Origin of the sequence: Salinisphaera sp. G21_0, assembly GCF_017744115.1 — a bacterium.
In the GTDB taxonomy this organism is placed as follows: Bacteria; Pseudomonadota; Gammaproteobacteria; order Pseudomonadales; family Endozoicomonadaceae; genus Endozoicomonas.
The window spans coordinates 1-14,040 of record NZ_JAGHQW010000025.1; the positions used below are offsets into that span (position 1 = coordinate 1).

Annotated in this window: 11 protein-coding genes and 1 riboswitch; of the genes, 5 read left to right on the forward strand and 6 right to left on the reverse strand. The window is 50.3% G+C overall.

Features of this window, described 5'->3' with window-relative positions; genetic code table 11:
* Nucleotides 1–98: 98 nt before the first annotated feature.
* Together J7439_RS12960 and J7439_RS12965 are read right to left on the reverse strand one after the other, a co-directional pair.
* Nucleotides 99–2,402: an ankyrin repeat domain-containing protein gene (locus J7439_RS12960; RefSeq protein ID WP_209202214.1), complete on the reverse strand. Its 2,304-nt coding sequence runs from the start codon at nucleotides 2,400–2,402 to the stop codon at nucleotides 99–101.
* A gap of 296 nt (nucleotides 2,403–2,698) precedes the next feature.
* A complete protein-coding gene (locus J7439_RS12965) occupies nucleotides 2,699–5,164 on the reverse strand; it encodes an ATP-dependent helicase (RefSeq protein ID WP_209202215.1) in 2,466 nt (821 codons plus the stop codon).
* A gap of 170 nt (nucleotides 5,165–5,334) precedes the next feature.
* On the opposite strand from J7439_RS12965, the gene J7439_RS12970 reads away from it, so the two are divergent.
* The gene (locus J7439_RS12970) at nucleotides 5,335–5,922 is read left to right on the forward strand and encodes a thymidine kinase (RefSeq protein WP_209202216.1); all 588 of its coding nucleotides are present in this window, start codon (nucleotides 5,335–5,337) and stop codon (nucleotides 5,920–5,922) included.
* Nucleotides 5,923–6,009: 87 nt separating this feature from the next.
* On the opposite strand, the gene J7439_RS12975 is transcribed toward J7439_RS12970, so the two are convergent.
* The gene (locus J7439_RS12975; RefSeq protein ID WP_209202217.1) at nucleotides 6,010–6,615 is read right to left on the reverse strand and encodes a MarC family protein; all 606 of its coding nucleotides are present in this window, start codon (nucleotides 6,613–6,615) and stop codon (nucleotides 6,010–6,012) included.
* 354 nt (nucleotides 6,616–6,969) lie between these two features.
* Between J7439_RS12975 and J7439_RS12980 the strand changes: the two genes are divergently transcribed.
* The 4 genes from J7439_RS12980 to J7439_RS12995 all read left to right on the forward strand — a co-directional run bounded on the left by J7439_RS12980 (nucleotide 6,970) and on the right by J7439_RS12995 (nucleotide 10,476).
* Nucleotides 6,970–7,689, forward strand: a complete 720-nt coding sequence (locus J7439_RS12980) for a sulfite exporter TauE/SafE family protein (protein ID WP_209202218.1) — start codon at nucleotides 6,970–6,972, stop codon at nucleotides 7,687–7,689.
* 64 nt (nucleotides 7,690–7,753) lie between these two features.
* Nucleotides 7,754–7,829: riboswitch (SAM riboswitch) on the forward strand.
* Between the two features lie 49 nt (nucleotides 7,830–7,878).
* The gene (locus tag J7439_RS12985; RefSeq protein ID WP_209202338.1) at nucleotides 7,879–8,931 is read left to right on the forward strand and encodes a methionine ABC transporter ATP-binding protein; all 1,053 of its coding nucleotides are present in this window, start codon (nucleotides 7,879–7,881) and stop codon (nucleotides 8,929–8,931) included.
* Nucleotides 8,921–9,577, forward strand: a complete 657-nt coding sequence (locus J7439_RS12990; protein ID WP_209202219.1) for a methionine ABC transporter permease — start codon at nucleotides 8,921–8,923, stop codon at nucleotides 9,575–9,577. The genes J7439_RS12985 and J7439_RS12990 overlap by 11 nt, the downstream gene beginning before the upstream one ends.
* A gap of 74 nt (nucleotides 9,578–9,651) precedes the next feature.
* Nucleotides 9,652–10,476, forward strand: a complete 825-nt coding sequence (locus J7439_RS12995) for a MetQ/NlpA family ABC transporter substrate-binding protein (RefSeq protein WP_209202220.1) — start codon at nucleotides 9,652–9,654, stop codon at nucleotides 10,474–10,476.
* Between the two features lie 35 nt (nucleotides 10,477–10,511).
* Here J7439_RS12995 and J7439_RS13000 read toward each other — a convergent pair whose 3' ends face one another.
* The 3 genes from J7439_RS13000 to J7439_RS13010 all read right to left on the reverse strand — a co-directional run bounded on the left by J7439_RS13000 (nucleotide 10,512) and on the right by J7439_RS13010 (nucleotide 14,004).
* Nucleotides 10,512–11,930: a hypothetical protein gene (locus tag J7439_RS13000; RefSeq protein ID WP_209202221.1), complete on the reverse strand. Its 1,419-nt coding sequence runs from the start codon at nucleotides 11,928–11,930 to the stop codon at nucleotides 10,512–10,514.
* A 306-nt stretch (nucleotides 11,931–12,236) separates the two neighbouring features.
* Nucleotides 12,237–12,947: a hypothetical protein gene (locus tag J7439_RS13005; protein ID WP_209202222.1), complete on the reverse strand. Its 711-nt coding sequence runs from the start codon at nucleotides 12,945–12,947 to the stop codon at nucleotides 12,237–12,239.
* 361 nt (nucleotides 12,948–13,308) lie between these two features.
* The gene (locus J7439_RS13010) at nucleotides 13,309–14,004 is read right to left on the reverse strand and encodes a hypothetical protein (RefSeq protein WP_209202223.1); all 696 of its coding nucleotides are present in this window, start codon (nucleotides 14,002–14,004) and stop codon (nucleotides 13,309–13,311) included.
* Nucleotides 14,005–14,040 lie beyond the last annotated feature (36 nt).

The window sequence follows — 14,040 nt, forward strand, 5'->3', positions numbered from 1 at the left end:
AAATAGAACCACTATTCACTAAAAATTTCCGACTTTTTATCCTCAATTTTCTGCCATCCTCGCTACGGGCGCTATTCTCGGTCAGCCTCCTAGTCCCGCTAATTGGTTGGCAGGCGTACCTTTTGCCAGGCCCCGTTTACTATCAGGAGTTCCATGCACGCGCTGTGGCCATTGCTGGCAGCTAAGCTCAGAGCTGTCCAGCCATCGTCAGTCTGCTCATTGATCTGGATGCCCGGAGTGGCCAGCAACGCTTCGACACACTCTGCGTTGCCGCATATTGCCGCTATGTGGAGAGCAGTCCTGCCTTCAACCTTCTCATTGACCTGGATGCCGGGAGCGGCCAGTAACATCCTGACGGACTCTGTACTATCGTATTTGGCAGCGATGTAGAGAGCTGTCTTGCCACTGTCAGTCTTCTTATTGACCAGGATGTCGGGAGCGGCCAGTAACACCCTGGCGGTCTCTGTACTATCGTATTTGGCAGCGATGTGGAGAGCTGTCCAGCCCTTGTCAGTCTTCTGATTGACCAGGATGCCGGGAGCGGCCAGTAATGCCTTGGCGGAGTTTGTCATATCTTCTTTGGCGGCAAGGTGGAGAGCTGTCCAGCCCTTGTCAGTCTTCTGATTGACCTGGATGCCGGGAGCGGTCAGAAGCACCTTGAGGGACTCTGCGCTGTCACAATCGGCTGCTAAGTGGAGAACCGTCCAGCCACAAACATCCTTCTCACTGACCTTGATGTCGGGAACGGCCAGTAACGCTTTGACGGACTCTGCACAGTCGTCTAAGGTAGCTAGCTCAAGAGCCGTCCAGCCATAAGCATCCTTCTCATTGAACTGGATGCCCGGAACGGCCAGCAACGCTTCGACACACTCTGCGTTGCAGTATTTAGCAGCGATGTGGAGAGCTGTCTTGCCACTGCCAGTCTTCTTATTGACCCAGATGGCGGGAGCAGCCAGTAACACCGCGAGGGACTCTTTACTGCCGTATTTGGCAGCGATGTGGAGAGCTGTCTTGCCCTTGTCATTCTCCTTATCGACCCGAATGTCGGGAGTGGCCAGCAATGTTTTAATGGACTCTGTACTATCGTGTTCGGCAGCGATGTGGAGAGCTGTCCAGCCCTTGTCACTACTCTTGTTGACCCGGATGCCGGGAGTGGCCAGTATTGTCTTGACGGACTCCATACTATTGTATGCGGCAGCGATGTGGAGAGCTGTCCAGCCCTTGTCATTCTTCTTATTGACCTCGATGCCGGGAGTGGCCAGAAACACCTTGAGAAACTCTGCACAGTCATAACTGGCCAAAAAGTGGATAGCCATCCAGCCCAGGTGATCGGTGACATTGATATTTGCTCCTGCGTCGAGCAGACATTTCAGATGCTCGGATTTGCCCCATAATGCGGCGATCATCAGGGGCGTGACGCCCTCGTTATCAAAGGCATTGATATTCACTTCGCTGTTAGCAAGCAGCTCTTTTATACACCCAGTGTCGTTTTCTTTTTTGCTGGTATAGTGTTCGAACATCCTGTCGTCATCGAAGCTTCCATCGATATTTCTGCCGATGGCAAGTTTTTGACGGGCCTCGATTATGCCGATTTTGGTGGCCATATGCAGGGGCGTTTCGCCGTTTTTATTGGTGGCATTGACACTTGCTCCATGTGTAACCAGCAGTTTCAGGCACTGGACGTTACCGTTTTCAGCCGCGATGTGCAGGGGTGTCTGACCATCCTGGTCAGCGGCATTGACACTTGCTCCATGGGTAACCAACAGTTTCAGGCACTGGACGTTAGGGTTCTCAGCCGCGATGTGCAGGGGCGTCTGACCATCCTGGTCAGCGGCGTTGAGACTTGCTCCATGGGTAACCAACAGTTCCAGGCACTGGACGTTAGGGTTCTCAGCCGCGATATGCAGGGGCGTCTGACCATCCTGGTCAGCGGCATTGACATCGGCCTGATGGTCGATCAGCGTTTGGGCGCAATCCATTTGGCCGCAGTCAATGGCGATAGCTAACGGGTGTGCCGGCTGACCGGTGAGCACCGAGCGGTACGTCCGACTTGCCAGACTGGCATCATAGACCAGCAGCTTGATCAGCGTTTTCAGATCCCCGGTACGGCAGGCATGAAGCATCAGGGATTCACAATAAGGTGATTCGTCTGCCAGGATGCGGCTCCCGTTCAGACGAACCAGCGGCAGTGCCGGTTGTTTGCATTCACAGCATTGGCGTTGATCGAGGCTTTTTCTATTTTGCTGGTCACCGTCAAGCCATTCGGTGATGCATTCCAGGTGGTAAATATGAGGTTTTGGTTGGCAGGAAGTTCCGACCAGTGTTTGCCCTGTGAACCCGTTGTTATCAAGGCAGATAGGACAGGTAAATGAGAAATCTGTGTTGTTGCTGACACTATTCATCGCTTTGAGCTGTTTTGATACAGATGCTGGGTAAGACTGAAAACAGCAGGGAAAATTCCATAAAACAGCATTTATGGACAAGGCGTTTCTGGATAAACGTTTTTAGTCGTATAAAAAGCAGTCACGAATTGCCGCGCTGGGCACACTATTCCCGGATAGCATCCAGGTGCAGCTAAGCTCTGATATACATACACAGGCACCTCCCACGGCCTCCGTGGGAATGCATACCCAAAACTCGCCGTCAATGCAAAGTTCACATTAAGTAGTTGGTTAACTACTTAGAGCCCCACGATAATTCAGACCGGGAGGACGCTGAACAGATGGCGAACCTCTTCAATTCTGGCAAACCGTTTGACACCGTGTTGGCGACTGTCAAAACGGATGGAGAAATTACGGTCATTAACCTCAATCACTTCTCCGCGACCAAAGATGGCATGATCAATAATGGCCTTGAGCTGCCATGGCGCGTCGGCGTCGGAGGCTATGTACCTGGCATTACTGGCTCCTGTGTTGGCAGAGCCTGTGGATTCGTCGTTTATCGCAAGGTTGGGCACTGCCTTCAGTCTTTCGGTCAGTGCCGGGCGAGCTGAGCAGACGTAACGTCTTGATACTGGCGTAAGACCAGTTTTATTGATGGCTTCAGCCAGGTCGTCATCGGCATCTTCATGGAGCAGGTTGCCCAGGGATAAGACATGGGGCAGGTTCATTTCCAGTAAAAAGGGGCTGATGCTGTCCTGGCGATCTTTTCCGGCCAGGGGTTGGTCATTAGCTGACCATAAACGTTTGCCGGAATCTTTTCTGGTGTCTTTTTTGGAATGAAAGGTAAGCTCGCCCTGCGCGGTGAACAGGTGTAATTGCTGTCTGGCACGGGTCATGGCGACATAGAGCAGGCGACGCTCAGACTCAATAGCATTACTGGTCCTGGCCGACAGGTTAGCTATTTCATCTTCCCTGAGGAACGGCCAGTATTGGCGGGTCAGTCCGGGGATTAACACAACCGGCCATTCCAACCCCTTGGAGCGGTGGCAGGAGCTGAGCTTGATGCCGTGACTGGATCGTTGTCTCTGATCTTTCTGTTGCTTCTGCCTCTCGATTAATTCAGCAATATGCAGGCAACAGTGGGCGGTGTCTTCGTTCAGCTGTTTGAGGAAGCGATGAAAACCTTTGATCGCCAGAATCTGTTCATCCGTTCTCTGTTCATTGAGGCTCATGGATTTGAGGCTGTCGTATATTTCGGATTGTTGAATATACCGGGCAATCAGCGTATGGGCCTTGTGTTTGTTGCCATTGTGCTCCAGCCATGAGAACAGCTCTGCCCTTTGTGTCAGTTTTCGCACCTGAAAGTCACTGATGTCTTTGATGTTGGCTGCCAGCTTGCCCAGGGTTTTACCCAATTGGTGGCTCTGGTCCTTCAGCTGCTGGCAAAGCCAGTCAATATACTGTTGTTTAAGGCCGATATGGGGCAGGGTCAGAAGTCTGGCCAACTTATGGTAACGAACCTCTGGCAGTAGCCCGGCAAAGCCACCACTGGCCAGGGTCATGGCGTCGATCAGTGAGGCAATTTCTGGCCTTTGAAACAGGGAGGGGCCATCACTGCTGTAGGGAAGGCCCATTTCCAGCAGGTTCAGCTCAATGGGAACGGCCTGGGCCCAGACCCGCACCAGAATGGCAATATCTTCCGGTGGTGTTCCGGATGCCAGATATTCGGTCAGCGCCTCAACCACAAAACGACTGTCGTCGGCACCCGGTTGGCTGATGCGTATCAGGGAGGGCGCGTTGTCCGGGTGGGCAATACAGAGCACATTTTTACGGGACCGGTTCTGGCTGATTAAATGGCTGGCAGCCAGGGCAATACTGTGACCATAACGGAAGGTGTGGGGCATGGTGAGTTCTTTAACGTCACCGGTAGTGCCATAGTCCTGCTGAAAATGGTTCAGAATGTTGTCGATATTGGCACCGGCGAATTCGTAGATCGTCTGGTCGGGATCGCCAACGGCAATCATTCGGGCCCGCTGTCCGGCAATCAGCCGGGTAAACTGATGCTGAAGGGTTGAGGTATCCTGGTATTCATCAACGATGATAAAGTCCATTTTATCAGCCACTTTGGGCTCCAGTTCCGGATGTGCCCGGATCAGTGTCACCGGGTCGTACAGCATATCGGTGAAGGTGATTGATCGCTGTTGATGGCGCCACTGCTCAAACTGATGAAACAGTTTGATGAAAAAGCGATAGTCATCGGTATAACCGGATTGCTCAAACCATAGCTCAGGGCTGGTTAAATGGGCTTTGACCGATTCAATAAAGCTGATGGCCGCTTCGATCAGACGGGCGGCATCCGAGCGCATCCGGTCCTTAATGGTTTCCGGTGCCAGTTTCAGGATCAGTGTCCTGACCTGTAGCTCAACGACTTTCTCCGATAACGGTTGTTTGTTGTAGGGGGTTCTGATTTGCCAGCCTTCCAGGGTTCTGAGCAGTTTCAGGCCTGTGGCGTGGTAGGTTCTGATTTCCGGGAGCTGGCGCTGGTTTTCCGGCAAGTCTGCTAACGGACCACTGGCCAGGGTGCGAAGCTTTTTGGAAAAGTCGATCTGGGCCGCTTTGTTAAACATCATCACCATCAATCGACGCGGGTCAGCCCCTTTGTGCAACAGGTTGCTGACCAGTTGTGCCAGGGTTGAGGTTTTGCCCGAGCCAGCCACGGCAATGCAGAGGGCATGGTCTTTATCGTGGTCGGCAACTGCTTGCTGGTGGGGCGTCAGTTTCATTCAGTCAGTTGATGTTGATAGCGTTTGGAAAGTGCAAGGCTAGCAAAATTTGCGCGACTTCTACAGATAGCGCACGCGTCATCTTCCGAAGCTGGGGTACGGAAATTTCGGTGGAGATAAAGCGACAATGACGGAATAATTAGGCCATCAACACCAAGGATCACCGTGTAATGGCTTCACTTTATTTCTATTTTTCTTCCATGGATTCAGGCAAGAGTACCTACCTTCTGCAGTCAGCTCATAATTATGAGAGTGCCGGTAAACGGGTGTTGTTGCTGGCTCCGGTGATTGATAACCGTTTTGGTGTCGGCAGAATAACCTCAAGGATTGGCCTGCAAAGTGAAGCGGTGGCCATTTCCCGGAATGATGACCTGAAGCAGCAAATCGCCAGAGAGCACAGTGAAGACTATATCGCCTGTGTTATGGTCGATGAAGCACAGTTCCTGACCCCGGAGCAGGTGTGGCAACTGTCCGATGTGGTGGATGTGCTGGGTATTCCGGTACTTTGCTTTGGCCTGCGCACCGATGCTTTTGGTAAGGCGTTTGCGGGCAGTGAAGTGCTGCTCAGTATTGCTGATGAACTTACCGAGCTGAAAAGCATTTGCAAGTGCTGTGAGAAAAAGGCCAATATGCAGCTGCGTCTTGACGGTGACGGTAAGCCGGTAAAAAGCGGCAGCCAGGTGCAGATAGGGGGCAATGACCGCTATCTTTCTGTTTGTCGAAAGCACTATAAGACGATGATGGGGCTTGGGAGCTAAGCGCTTCCCGCTGCCCGCAAAAGCATAAGCGGCTTGTCTTTTTCGGGCAGCGGGCAGCGGGCAGCGCTTATTGCTTATTGACCATTCCTAACCCATCCAGCGCTGAACCCCAAGAGCGGTCATCACCAGTTCTACCGACAGTGCCGCCAGTATCATGCCCATTACCCGGATGATAATGGCCGAGCCATTGTGGCCAATCACCCGAAAGATCCGGTCGGCAAACAGCATCAGGCCACAGGTGACCAGAAGCACCAGCGTCATGGCACCGGCGGTCATGGCCTGCTGGCTGAAGGTTTTGACGTGATTGTCGGTCAGTACAATCACCGCCATAATGGCCCCGGGGCTGGCAATGGAAGGGACCGCCAGAGGGAATACGGCCAGTTGATGACCGGGTTCCCTGGATCCGGAACTGTCTTCAGGGTCAGAAAAAATCATCTGCAAGCCGAACAGGAACAGGATGATTCCGCCTGCCAGCTGCAGAGAGATCAGCTGAATGTTCATCGCCTTTAGAATAATCTGACCAAGAACCAGTGCCGAAAGGAGGATAACAAAGGCGTAAATGGTCGCTTTCAGGGCGACTCGGCGTTTTTGTGTTTCTGACAGTCGTGCCGTCAGTCCAGTGAACAGTGCCAGAGTGCCGACCGGGTCAATGGTGGACCAGAGCATGATAAAGTCTTTGAAGAAAAGCTCCATAATAGTACCTGCCCATGTTGGTTATGGGTGTTATAGGATGAAGCCGGGCAGCCATTACTGGGAATAGCGGTCAAACTGCGCAAATACCTGACGACATCTGTTCTTTATTTCATGGTTCCTGTACACATCCAATATCTGGAAAAATGGCAACCATGACTGAATAAAAATATTCCTTCTTCTTCAATTAAATAAGACAAACGTCAATTGTCCAGTGATTAGGTACACCGCAGGAAAAAAAGTGACCAGTACCTATGTTTTGGCTATCGCTAACTATATATAATTTATTCTTATTTTTTTATTCGAAAAAACAATATAACAGAGCCTGAGTTAATTTCTAAGGCTGGATGTCGTTGCATGGAACTGTCACTTCTGCAGGTTGTTGCTGCCATGGGGGTTGTGGGCCTGGGGGCTATTGTCCAGGGAACCATCGGCTTTGGCATGGCGGTTGTTGCCGCACCTTTTCTCTATCATATAGATCCTGCCCTGATACCGGGACCGCTGATTTTTTCCGGTATGGCGATCGGGGCGCTTTCTGCCCGACGTTATGCCAGCGAGATCGATGTTTCTATTCTGGGTTATGCCCTGTTGGGTCGGGTACCCGGATCCATGATTGGGGTGTTGATTCTGACGCTGGTCAGTATCCAGCACCTGAGTCTGGTGCTGGGAGGGGCAGTACTGCTGGCGGTGGTCGGCAGTCTTTTTCCTTATAAGTTGAAAACTACGCCATTCACTCTGTTCATTGCCGGCCTGTGCTCCGGGATGATGGGGACGGCGGCCTCCATCGGTGGACCACCGATGGCGCTGTTGCTACAAAACGAAAGTGGCAACCGGATCAGGGCCAATCTGGCGGTGTTTTTTGTGATTGGCAGCTTTATCTCTCTGGTTATGCTGGGTCTCAATGATCTTTTATCAACCGGGCAGCTAATCTACGGTGTGTGCCTTTTTCCAGCGGTGTTAACCGGCCACTGGCTGGCCAGCAAAATCGCTGCAAAGGTTGAAAAGGAAAGGATCCGCCAGATGATGCTGGTGCTGTGCAGTATTTCAGGCATAACCGCTATTCTGTCTGCCGTTTGAAGGTATCCGGCGGTGACACCGGGAGAGTGAGAAAGTTGACAGAAATCACTATTTTGGATAGTTTGTCACGCCATGCGCTGATTTGACCTTGGCTTGCGGGCGCATTACAAATTCCGCTAAAAGAAGGGTTTCAATTAAGAATTCCTTATGAAACCACTCTGTTAGCATCAGGGTGGTTTTTTTATGTATATGATTGAATTGAACAACCTGACCAAGGTGTTTGCCGCTGGCGACACCGAGGTCAAGGCCATTGACGGAGTAGATCTGTCGGTGCCTGAAGGTGCCATCTACGGTGTGATTGGCTCCAGTGGCGCAGGGAAAAGCACGCTGATTCGCTGCGTCAACTTACTGGAGAAACCGACTTCCGGCCAGGTGCTGGTGGATGGTCAGGACCTGACTCTGCTACCAGAGAAATTATTGCGTCAGGCCCGTCATAACATTGGGATGATTTTTCAGCATTTCAATCTGCTTTCCAGCCGCACTGTGTATGATAATGTCGCTCTTCCCCTTGAGTTGGCCGGTGCCAGCCAATCAGAAATAGAACAGGCTGTTCTGCCCCTGCTGGAACTGACCGGGCTGGACTCGAAAAGAAACAGTTATCCTGCCCAGCTGTCCGGCGGTCAGAAGCAGCGGGTGGCCATTGCCCGGGCCCTGGCCAGTAAGCCGAAAGTGCTGTTGTGCGATGAAGCCACGTCTGCACTGGACCCGCAGACCACCCGGTCAATTCTTGCCCTGCTGAAAGACATCAACCGTCAGCTTAAAATTACCATTCTGATCATTACCCATGAGATGGATGTGGTGAAAACCATCTGTGATCGAGTGGCCATTATGAGCTTCGGCCAGATCATTGAAGAGAATGAGGTAGAGCAGTTCTTTCTCAACCCCCGGACGGATCTGGCCAAAGAGTTTGTGCGCAGTGCGATTCATGAAAAGCCGGTGGCAGAAATTGAAGCCCGGTTCCAGTGCGAGCCTTGTGAGGGTGCCAGGCCGGTGGTGCGCATTACCTTTGTCGGGCAGGGGGTTGTGCAGCCGTTGATTACCAGGGCGGCAAGACAGTTCAATACGGACTTTAATATCCTGCAGGCGGATATTGAAACGGTCAATGAAAAAGCCATGGGCTTTTTGATGGTGGAAATTATGGGTGAGCCGGAAGGCATTGAGCAGTCGCTGCAGTTTCTGCAGGGCTTGCATAACTCACCTGACAATACGGTCCAGGTAGAGGTGATTGGTTATGTCAGCTGATGCATGGTCACTGTTGTTCAAGGCGCTCTGGGAAACCCTCTATATGGTGGCATTTTCCGGAGGCATCAGCTTTCTGCTCGGTATCCCGCTGGGAGTGCTGCTCTACGTGACCCGGGAAGGACGTATTCTGGCAAACCGCGTTGCCAACCTCGCTCTGGGCGGTATTGTCAATGCCGGACGTTCCATTCCTTTTATTATTCTGATGGTGGCTATCATCCCGTTGACGCGACTGCTGACCGGTACTTCCATTGGTACCACCGCCGCGATTGTGCCACTGACTGTGGCGGCGATCCCGTTTGTTGCCCGCATTGCCGAAGGTGCCTTGAATGAAGTGCCTTCCGGATTGGTGGAGGCCGCCCAGTCCATGGGGGCCAGCCCGTTGCAGATTGTTACCCGGGTGTTGCTGCCGGAGGCCAGGCCCGGGCTGATTAATGGCATGACCATTACGCTGGTGACGCTGGTGAGCTACTCGGCCATGGCCGGTGCCATTGGTGGCGGCGGTCTTGGTGACCTGGGCATCCGTTATGGCTACCAGCGGTTTGATGGGGTCATCATGCTGGCCACGGTGGTGGTGTTGATTGCCCTGGTGCAATTGCTGCAAATGGTGGGTGATCGCCTGCAGCACTATTATGATCGCAGTCACTAATAATCATTTGTAAGGTGGGAATCCATCAACGTCACTAATGTTGATGGCCTGTTGTTAAAGTCCGGGAGTAATCAATGACTTTTAATATTCTAAAAACAGTAAAAATCCTGGCCAGTTCGGCGGTATTGGCGTCAGCAGCATTGCTGGCAGGCTGTGGTCAGTCGGATGATCCAAATGGCCCGCTGAAGGTGGGGGTGATGGCGGGGCCTGAGGCCGATGTGATGAAAGTGGCGGTGGACATCGCCAGACAGGACCATAACGTGGCTGTTGAGCTGGTGGAGTTCTCTGATTATGTGTCGCCAAACGTAGCGCTGTCGGACGGCAGTATTGATGCCAATGCATTCCAGCACCGCCCTTACCTGGACAGTATGGTGCGTGACCGGGGCTTTAAGCTGGTTGCCGTTGGTAACACCTTTGTTTATCCCATTGCCGCTTACTCAAAGAAGCTGAAAGACATCAGTGAGTTGCAGGATGGTGCCAAAATCGCTATTCCCAATGACCCTAGTAATGAAGGCCGTACACTGATTCTTCTGCATCAGCGTGGCTTTATTAAGCTGAACGATGTGAATAACCTGGAAGCAACGCCGGCAGATATCATTGAAAATCCCCGTGATTTCCAGTTTATTGAACTGGATGCGGCTCAGCTGCCCCGCTCACTGGATGATGTGGATATGGCCTTTATCAACAACACCTATGCGGTACCGGCGGGTTACACCCCAACCCGTGATGCCCTGCTGGTGGAAGATAAGGACTCTCCCTATGTGAACATCATTGTCACCCGTGAAGATAATCAGGCAGACCCGCGCGTACTGGCTCTGGTTAAGTCGTATCAGACGGATGCGGTTGAAACCAGGGCTGCGGAGCTGTTTAAAGGGAGTTCTGTGGCTGGCTGGAAGTAAATGTTCTACATGCTGGAAGCGGTTTGCTTCCGGCATTATTTATGCTTTATGGCCTTGAGGCCGTTAATCAGCGTTACCCCTTCGTGTAAAGTGACCATCATCTGCCTCTTCTGGGATACTGATACCACTGGCCGGTTGATTTGCGTTTGCGTTTGCTTAAGACGCTCAAGGTTCTTTATGACTTGTTGAGAAAGATGGTTGACCTTTTGAATGGTTATTTCACTTTCACTTTCACTTTCACTTTCTTCTTCTCTTGTTTCTTTTTCTATAGAATGGCTTTGTGCAGTTTGGCTGCCAGTGTTGTCACGAGTGACCTCATTCGTATCATCAACAATTGATTCTTCGCTATCGTAATCAGTTGATTCATCGCTGTCGTAAACAGTTGATTGGTCGCTGTCGTAAACAGTTGATTCGTCGCTGTCGTAAACAGTTGATTGGTCGCTGTCACAAACAGCTGATTCGTCGGTATTGCTGCATGATGGCCCATAATCTTTGGCATTTATCTCTAAGAAGGTACTGTGGCTTTCTCTGCATGAAGAAGCTTCCAGCAAAGGTTCTTTATTGTTCTGGCTGGTTGGCTGTTCAATCCCGTCATCATGCTCAGCATCGTGCTGTGCTGAGGTTCTCTCTATATCTGATGGTTTTTGCGTATCGGCCGTTTTCTGTTGATTGTCTGGCAAACAATGATGATTGTTACCGGAACCTGAAAGCGTAATGTTTACGGCTGAGGAGTCCATTTTTTCTTCGACCCTCAATTTTTTGCGTGGTCGTGGTATGAGTATTTCAGGTGTTGGTTTTCGTTTATGTCTGTCAGGTCGACATTTTACTACGGCAAAATCTTTCCATTTAAACAGATCCTGTCTATGGAAGTCCGGTGACATTGCATTTGATAACTCAGCCCAAAGCGCCAAAAGGTAATAGGCATTGCGATCCGCTGAAATATTTGGCCCGTCTTTCATTCCCAGGGAAATATCTTGTAGAAACTTGAAGTGATCTCCGTCACTGTTCCTTTTTAAAAAATCCAGGAGTTTTTCTTTCTTTGGCCTGAATTTCCAGGCACTTTCCTCAATGAAATCGTGATACTTAAACGCTTTTCCAATCATTTCATAGGCAGCTTCCACCCTGATATTATCAGGCTGGCATATTTTCCTCAGAATGGGGGGAGTGAAAAATTTTTTGACCAGCCTGGGGGTTCTCTGATCCACGGTATTTTTTGTTAAACCAGTAAAACAGAAACGCTTGCCATCAAGGATGTAAATGGTTTGGTCATCCTCTTCACCTGGAGGAATTTTTTTGGAGCCAAAGTGGATATCAACATCCCGAAAGCCAAAGCTCCTGGCCTTTTTCAGTACGTCCTCAACACTGGAAGTAGTTTTGGTAGCAAAGTCCTCGAAAGTTTTGGGTTTGGAATATGTGTGATCAGTAGCAAATGCTTTGCCAGCACTCAGATCCATAATTTTATTCTCTTTAAATAGTCCGGAAAATCCCGGTTCAGAGCGGCAAGTAGTTGGTTAACTACTTATTACAGGCATGCTCATATCTTGCTGAATTGGAAAATGGTGTTATCTCCCTTAGGCGACGCTCCGGATAAGGTATTGTTTTGCCAAAGCCTGGCTGCAACTGCAGACAGTTTGAAACAGAGCGTGTGAAAAGCTAAATCTAGCTCTCGACTTTGTGGTTGACAAGGAATCAGAAATGGTTGAGAAGTGGTTTCGCAGTGTGCAGGTTCATCCAGGCAATACCCGGACATAGCAGAAGGATTAACCTTCTACCAGGTGGGTAAATGCTGCTAAAGCCTCCGGATCTCCACGTTTGATTTTATTCGCAATGACATAATGGAAAAAGTAATGGAAGTGTTCGTGATCCTGGGCCGCAAACAGGCACTCATCGCCCGGTAGTACCGGTGTGTTTTCGACCTTTTTATCATCGGCCACCATGGCCATGACCCGGCCATCATTGTACAAACGCCAGCTGGTTACATGAACCAGTACAATCGTTTTAAACTGGTCTTCGGTCAGAATGGCATGGGTACCAATGGTGTCGGGGATTTCCTGAATAATGACAGCTTCATCAGACTCTATGGGTGGGTAGTAATTGGCCGCGTTTTCCAGTTCCGCAACCTTGTGATCCGGTACGTCAAAAAATGCATGGTCGTGTATCTTGTCAAAGTAACCTTCCCAGTGGCCATTTAATGGGTCATTGAGCTCACGGGCAGGTACCACCTTATTCAGCCAGGGGATGAGGGCATCAACCGTGCCGTCTTTCATCATTGCCCAGCAGAGAATTTTCATGCTGAACAGCTTGCCCGGATTGGCATCATTGCTGTAAAGCATTTCCATACCATCCAGTTCAGGAGCAATGCGCACAATCTGATGAAGGTTAACCTCGTCCAGAGGCTTGCGGGTGAACATATCGATGACATTGCCACTGTTATCATCGGGCTGATTTTTATCTTCAGGTTCTTTGGCCATGAACAATCCCGGGTAAAGCTGAGTCTGGTAAAAATGAAGAAGGTTCATAGCCCATATCGGCATGGTCGTATCATCCTGCACTATTGGTTGCAGTGGGGGGGATTGTGTTGCGGAAACAGGAAGGTATGAATCCTGACTAAAAGACGTTTGCGGTGGCAGCAAATTGGTCTAAAAAGTCGGAAATTTTGAGCAAATAGAACCACTATTCACTAAAAGTTTCCGACTTTTTATCCTCAATCTTCTGCCATCCTCGCTACGGGCGCTATTCTCGGTCAGCCTCCTGGAAGCCACTGCAAAGATAATGACCACTGTCAGGCTCTGCACCATGATGATTGTGGCAGAGCCTAATTTTCATATTCCTTCAGCTTGAACACTGAAAAGTGGCAGGGAGAGTGCCATCTGAATTTTTACTGGAACTCTGGTTTGTTTCAACTGAATTAGAAGTCAGTGTTAATTCAACAGAGTTTCCAGCTGAATGGATTGACTTGAGATACTGCTTTTTTGCGATTTTCGCTTGCTTTGAAGCTTCTTCCTTGTTGGCGGTTTGTCTTTTGATTCTGTTGTAAGTATTCATATAAATTCTTTTCCCCTCTGCGAAGACGGGATCTTTGCGACGATCCCTTTGGTACTCCTTTTGGTACTCCCTATGGCGCTCTGCAAAATCGGGATCTGTCTGGTAGCGCTCCTTTTGGTACTCCCTTTGGTACTCCCTTCGGTGGTGGGCGTATGCGGGATCTGTCTGGTAGCGCTCCCTTACGCGCTCCCTTTTGCGCTCCAACCGAGAGGCTTTGTTGTCAGTTATTTTTTCTGGTGGGTTTGCAACAGACTTATTACCCAAGTTATCAGCGTGAATTATCGGGCTGATTTGCTCCACCACGTTAGAATACTGATGGCTGTTATTAACAGAGTGAGAACCGTCTTCACCAGCCATACTCCAAACTCGCACAATTTCTGATTCAGTGCCACGATCGCCTTTCTGAAATGTTTCTGGTCTTACGGATAATTCAAAGGACTCGTCCAGGCAGATCTCTTTAGAATCAAGAATAGTGATTGACATTTGTTTAATTCTTGAATCATCGAGTCGGTTATGGAG

Bases quoted from the DNA above. Each gene is read 5' to 3' on its own strand.
- J7439_RS12990 (WP_209202219.1), top strand. From the start codon at position 8,921: ATGTCAGCTGATGCATGGTCACTGTTGTTCAAGGCGCTCTGGGAAACC.
- J7439_RS12980 (WP_209202218.1), top strand. From the start codon at position 6,970: ATGGAACTGTCACTTCTGCAGGTTGTTGCTGCCATGGGGGTTGTGGGC.
- J7439_RS13010 (WP_209202223.1), bottom strand. From the start codon at position 14,004: ATGTCAATCACTATTCTTGATTCTAAAGAGATCTGCCTGGACGAGTCC.
- J7439_RS12960 (WP_209202214.1), bottom strand. From the start codon at position 2,402: ATGAATAGTGTCAGCAACAACACAGATTTCTCATTTACCTGTCCTATC.
- J7439_RS12975 (WP_209202217.1), bottom strand. From the start codon at position 6,615: ATGGAGCTTTTCTTCAAAGACTTTATCATGCTCTGGTCCACCATTGAC.
- J7439_RS12995 (WP_209202220.1), top strand. From the start codon at position 9,652: ATGACTTTTAATATTCTAAAAACAGTAAAAATCCTGGCCAGTTCGGCG.
- J7439_RS12970 (WP_209202216.1), top strand. From the start codon at position 5,335: ATGGCTTCACTTTATTTCTATTTTTCTTCCATGGATTCAGGCAAGAGT.
- J7439_RS12965 (WP_209202215.1), bottom strand. From the start codon at position 5,164: ATGAAACTGACGCCCCACCAGCAAGCAGTTGCCGACCACGATAAAGAC.
- J7439_RS12985 (WP_209202338.1), top strand. From the start codon at position 7,879: ATGATTGAATTGAACAACCTGACCAAGGTGTTTGCCGCTGGCGACACC.
- J7439_RS13005 (WP_209202222.1), bottom strand. From the start codon at position 12,947: ATGGCCAAAGAACCTGAAGATAAAAATCAGCCCGATGATAACAGTGGC.
- J7439_RS13000 (WP_209202221.1), bottom strand. From the start codon at position 11,930: ATGGATCTGAGTGCTGGCAAAGCATTTGCTACTGATCACACATATTCC.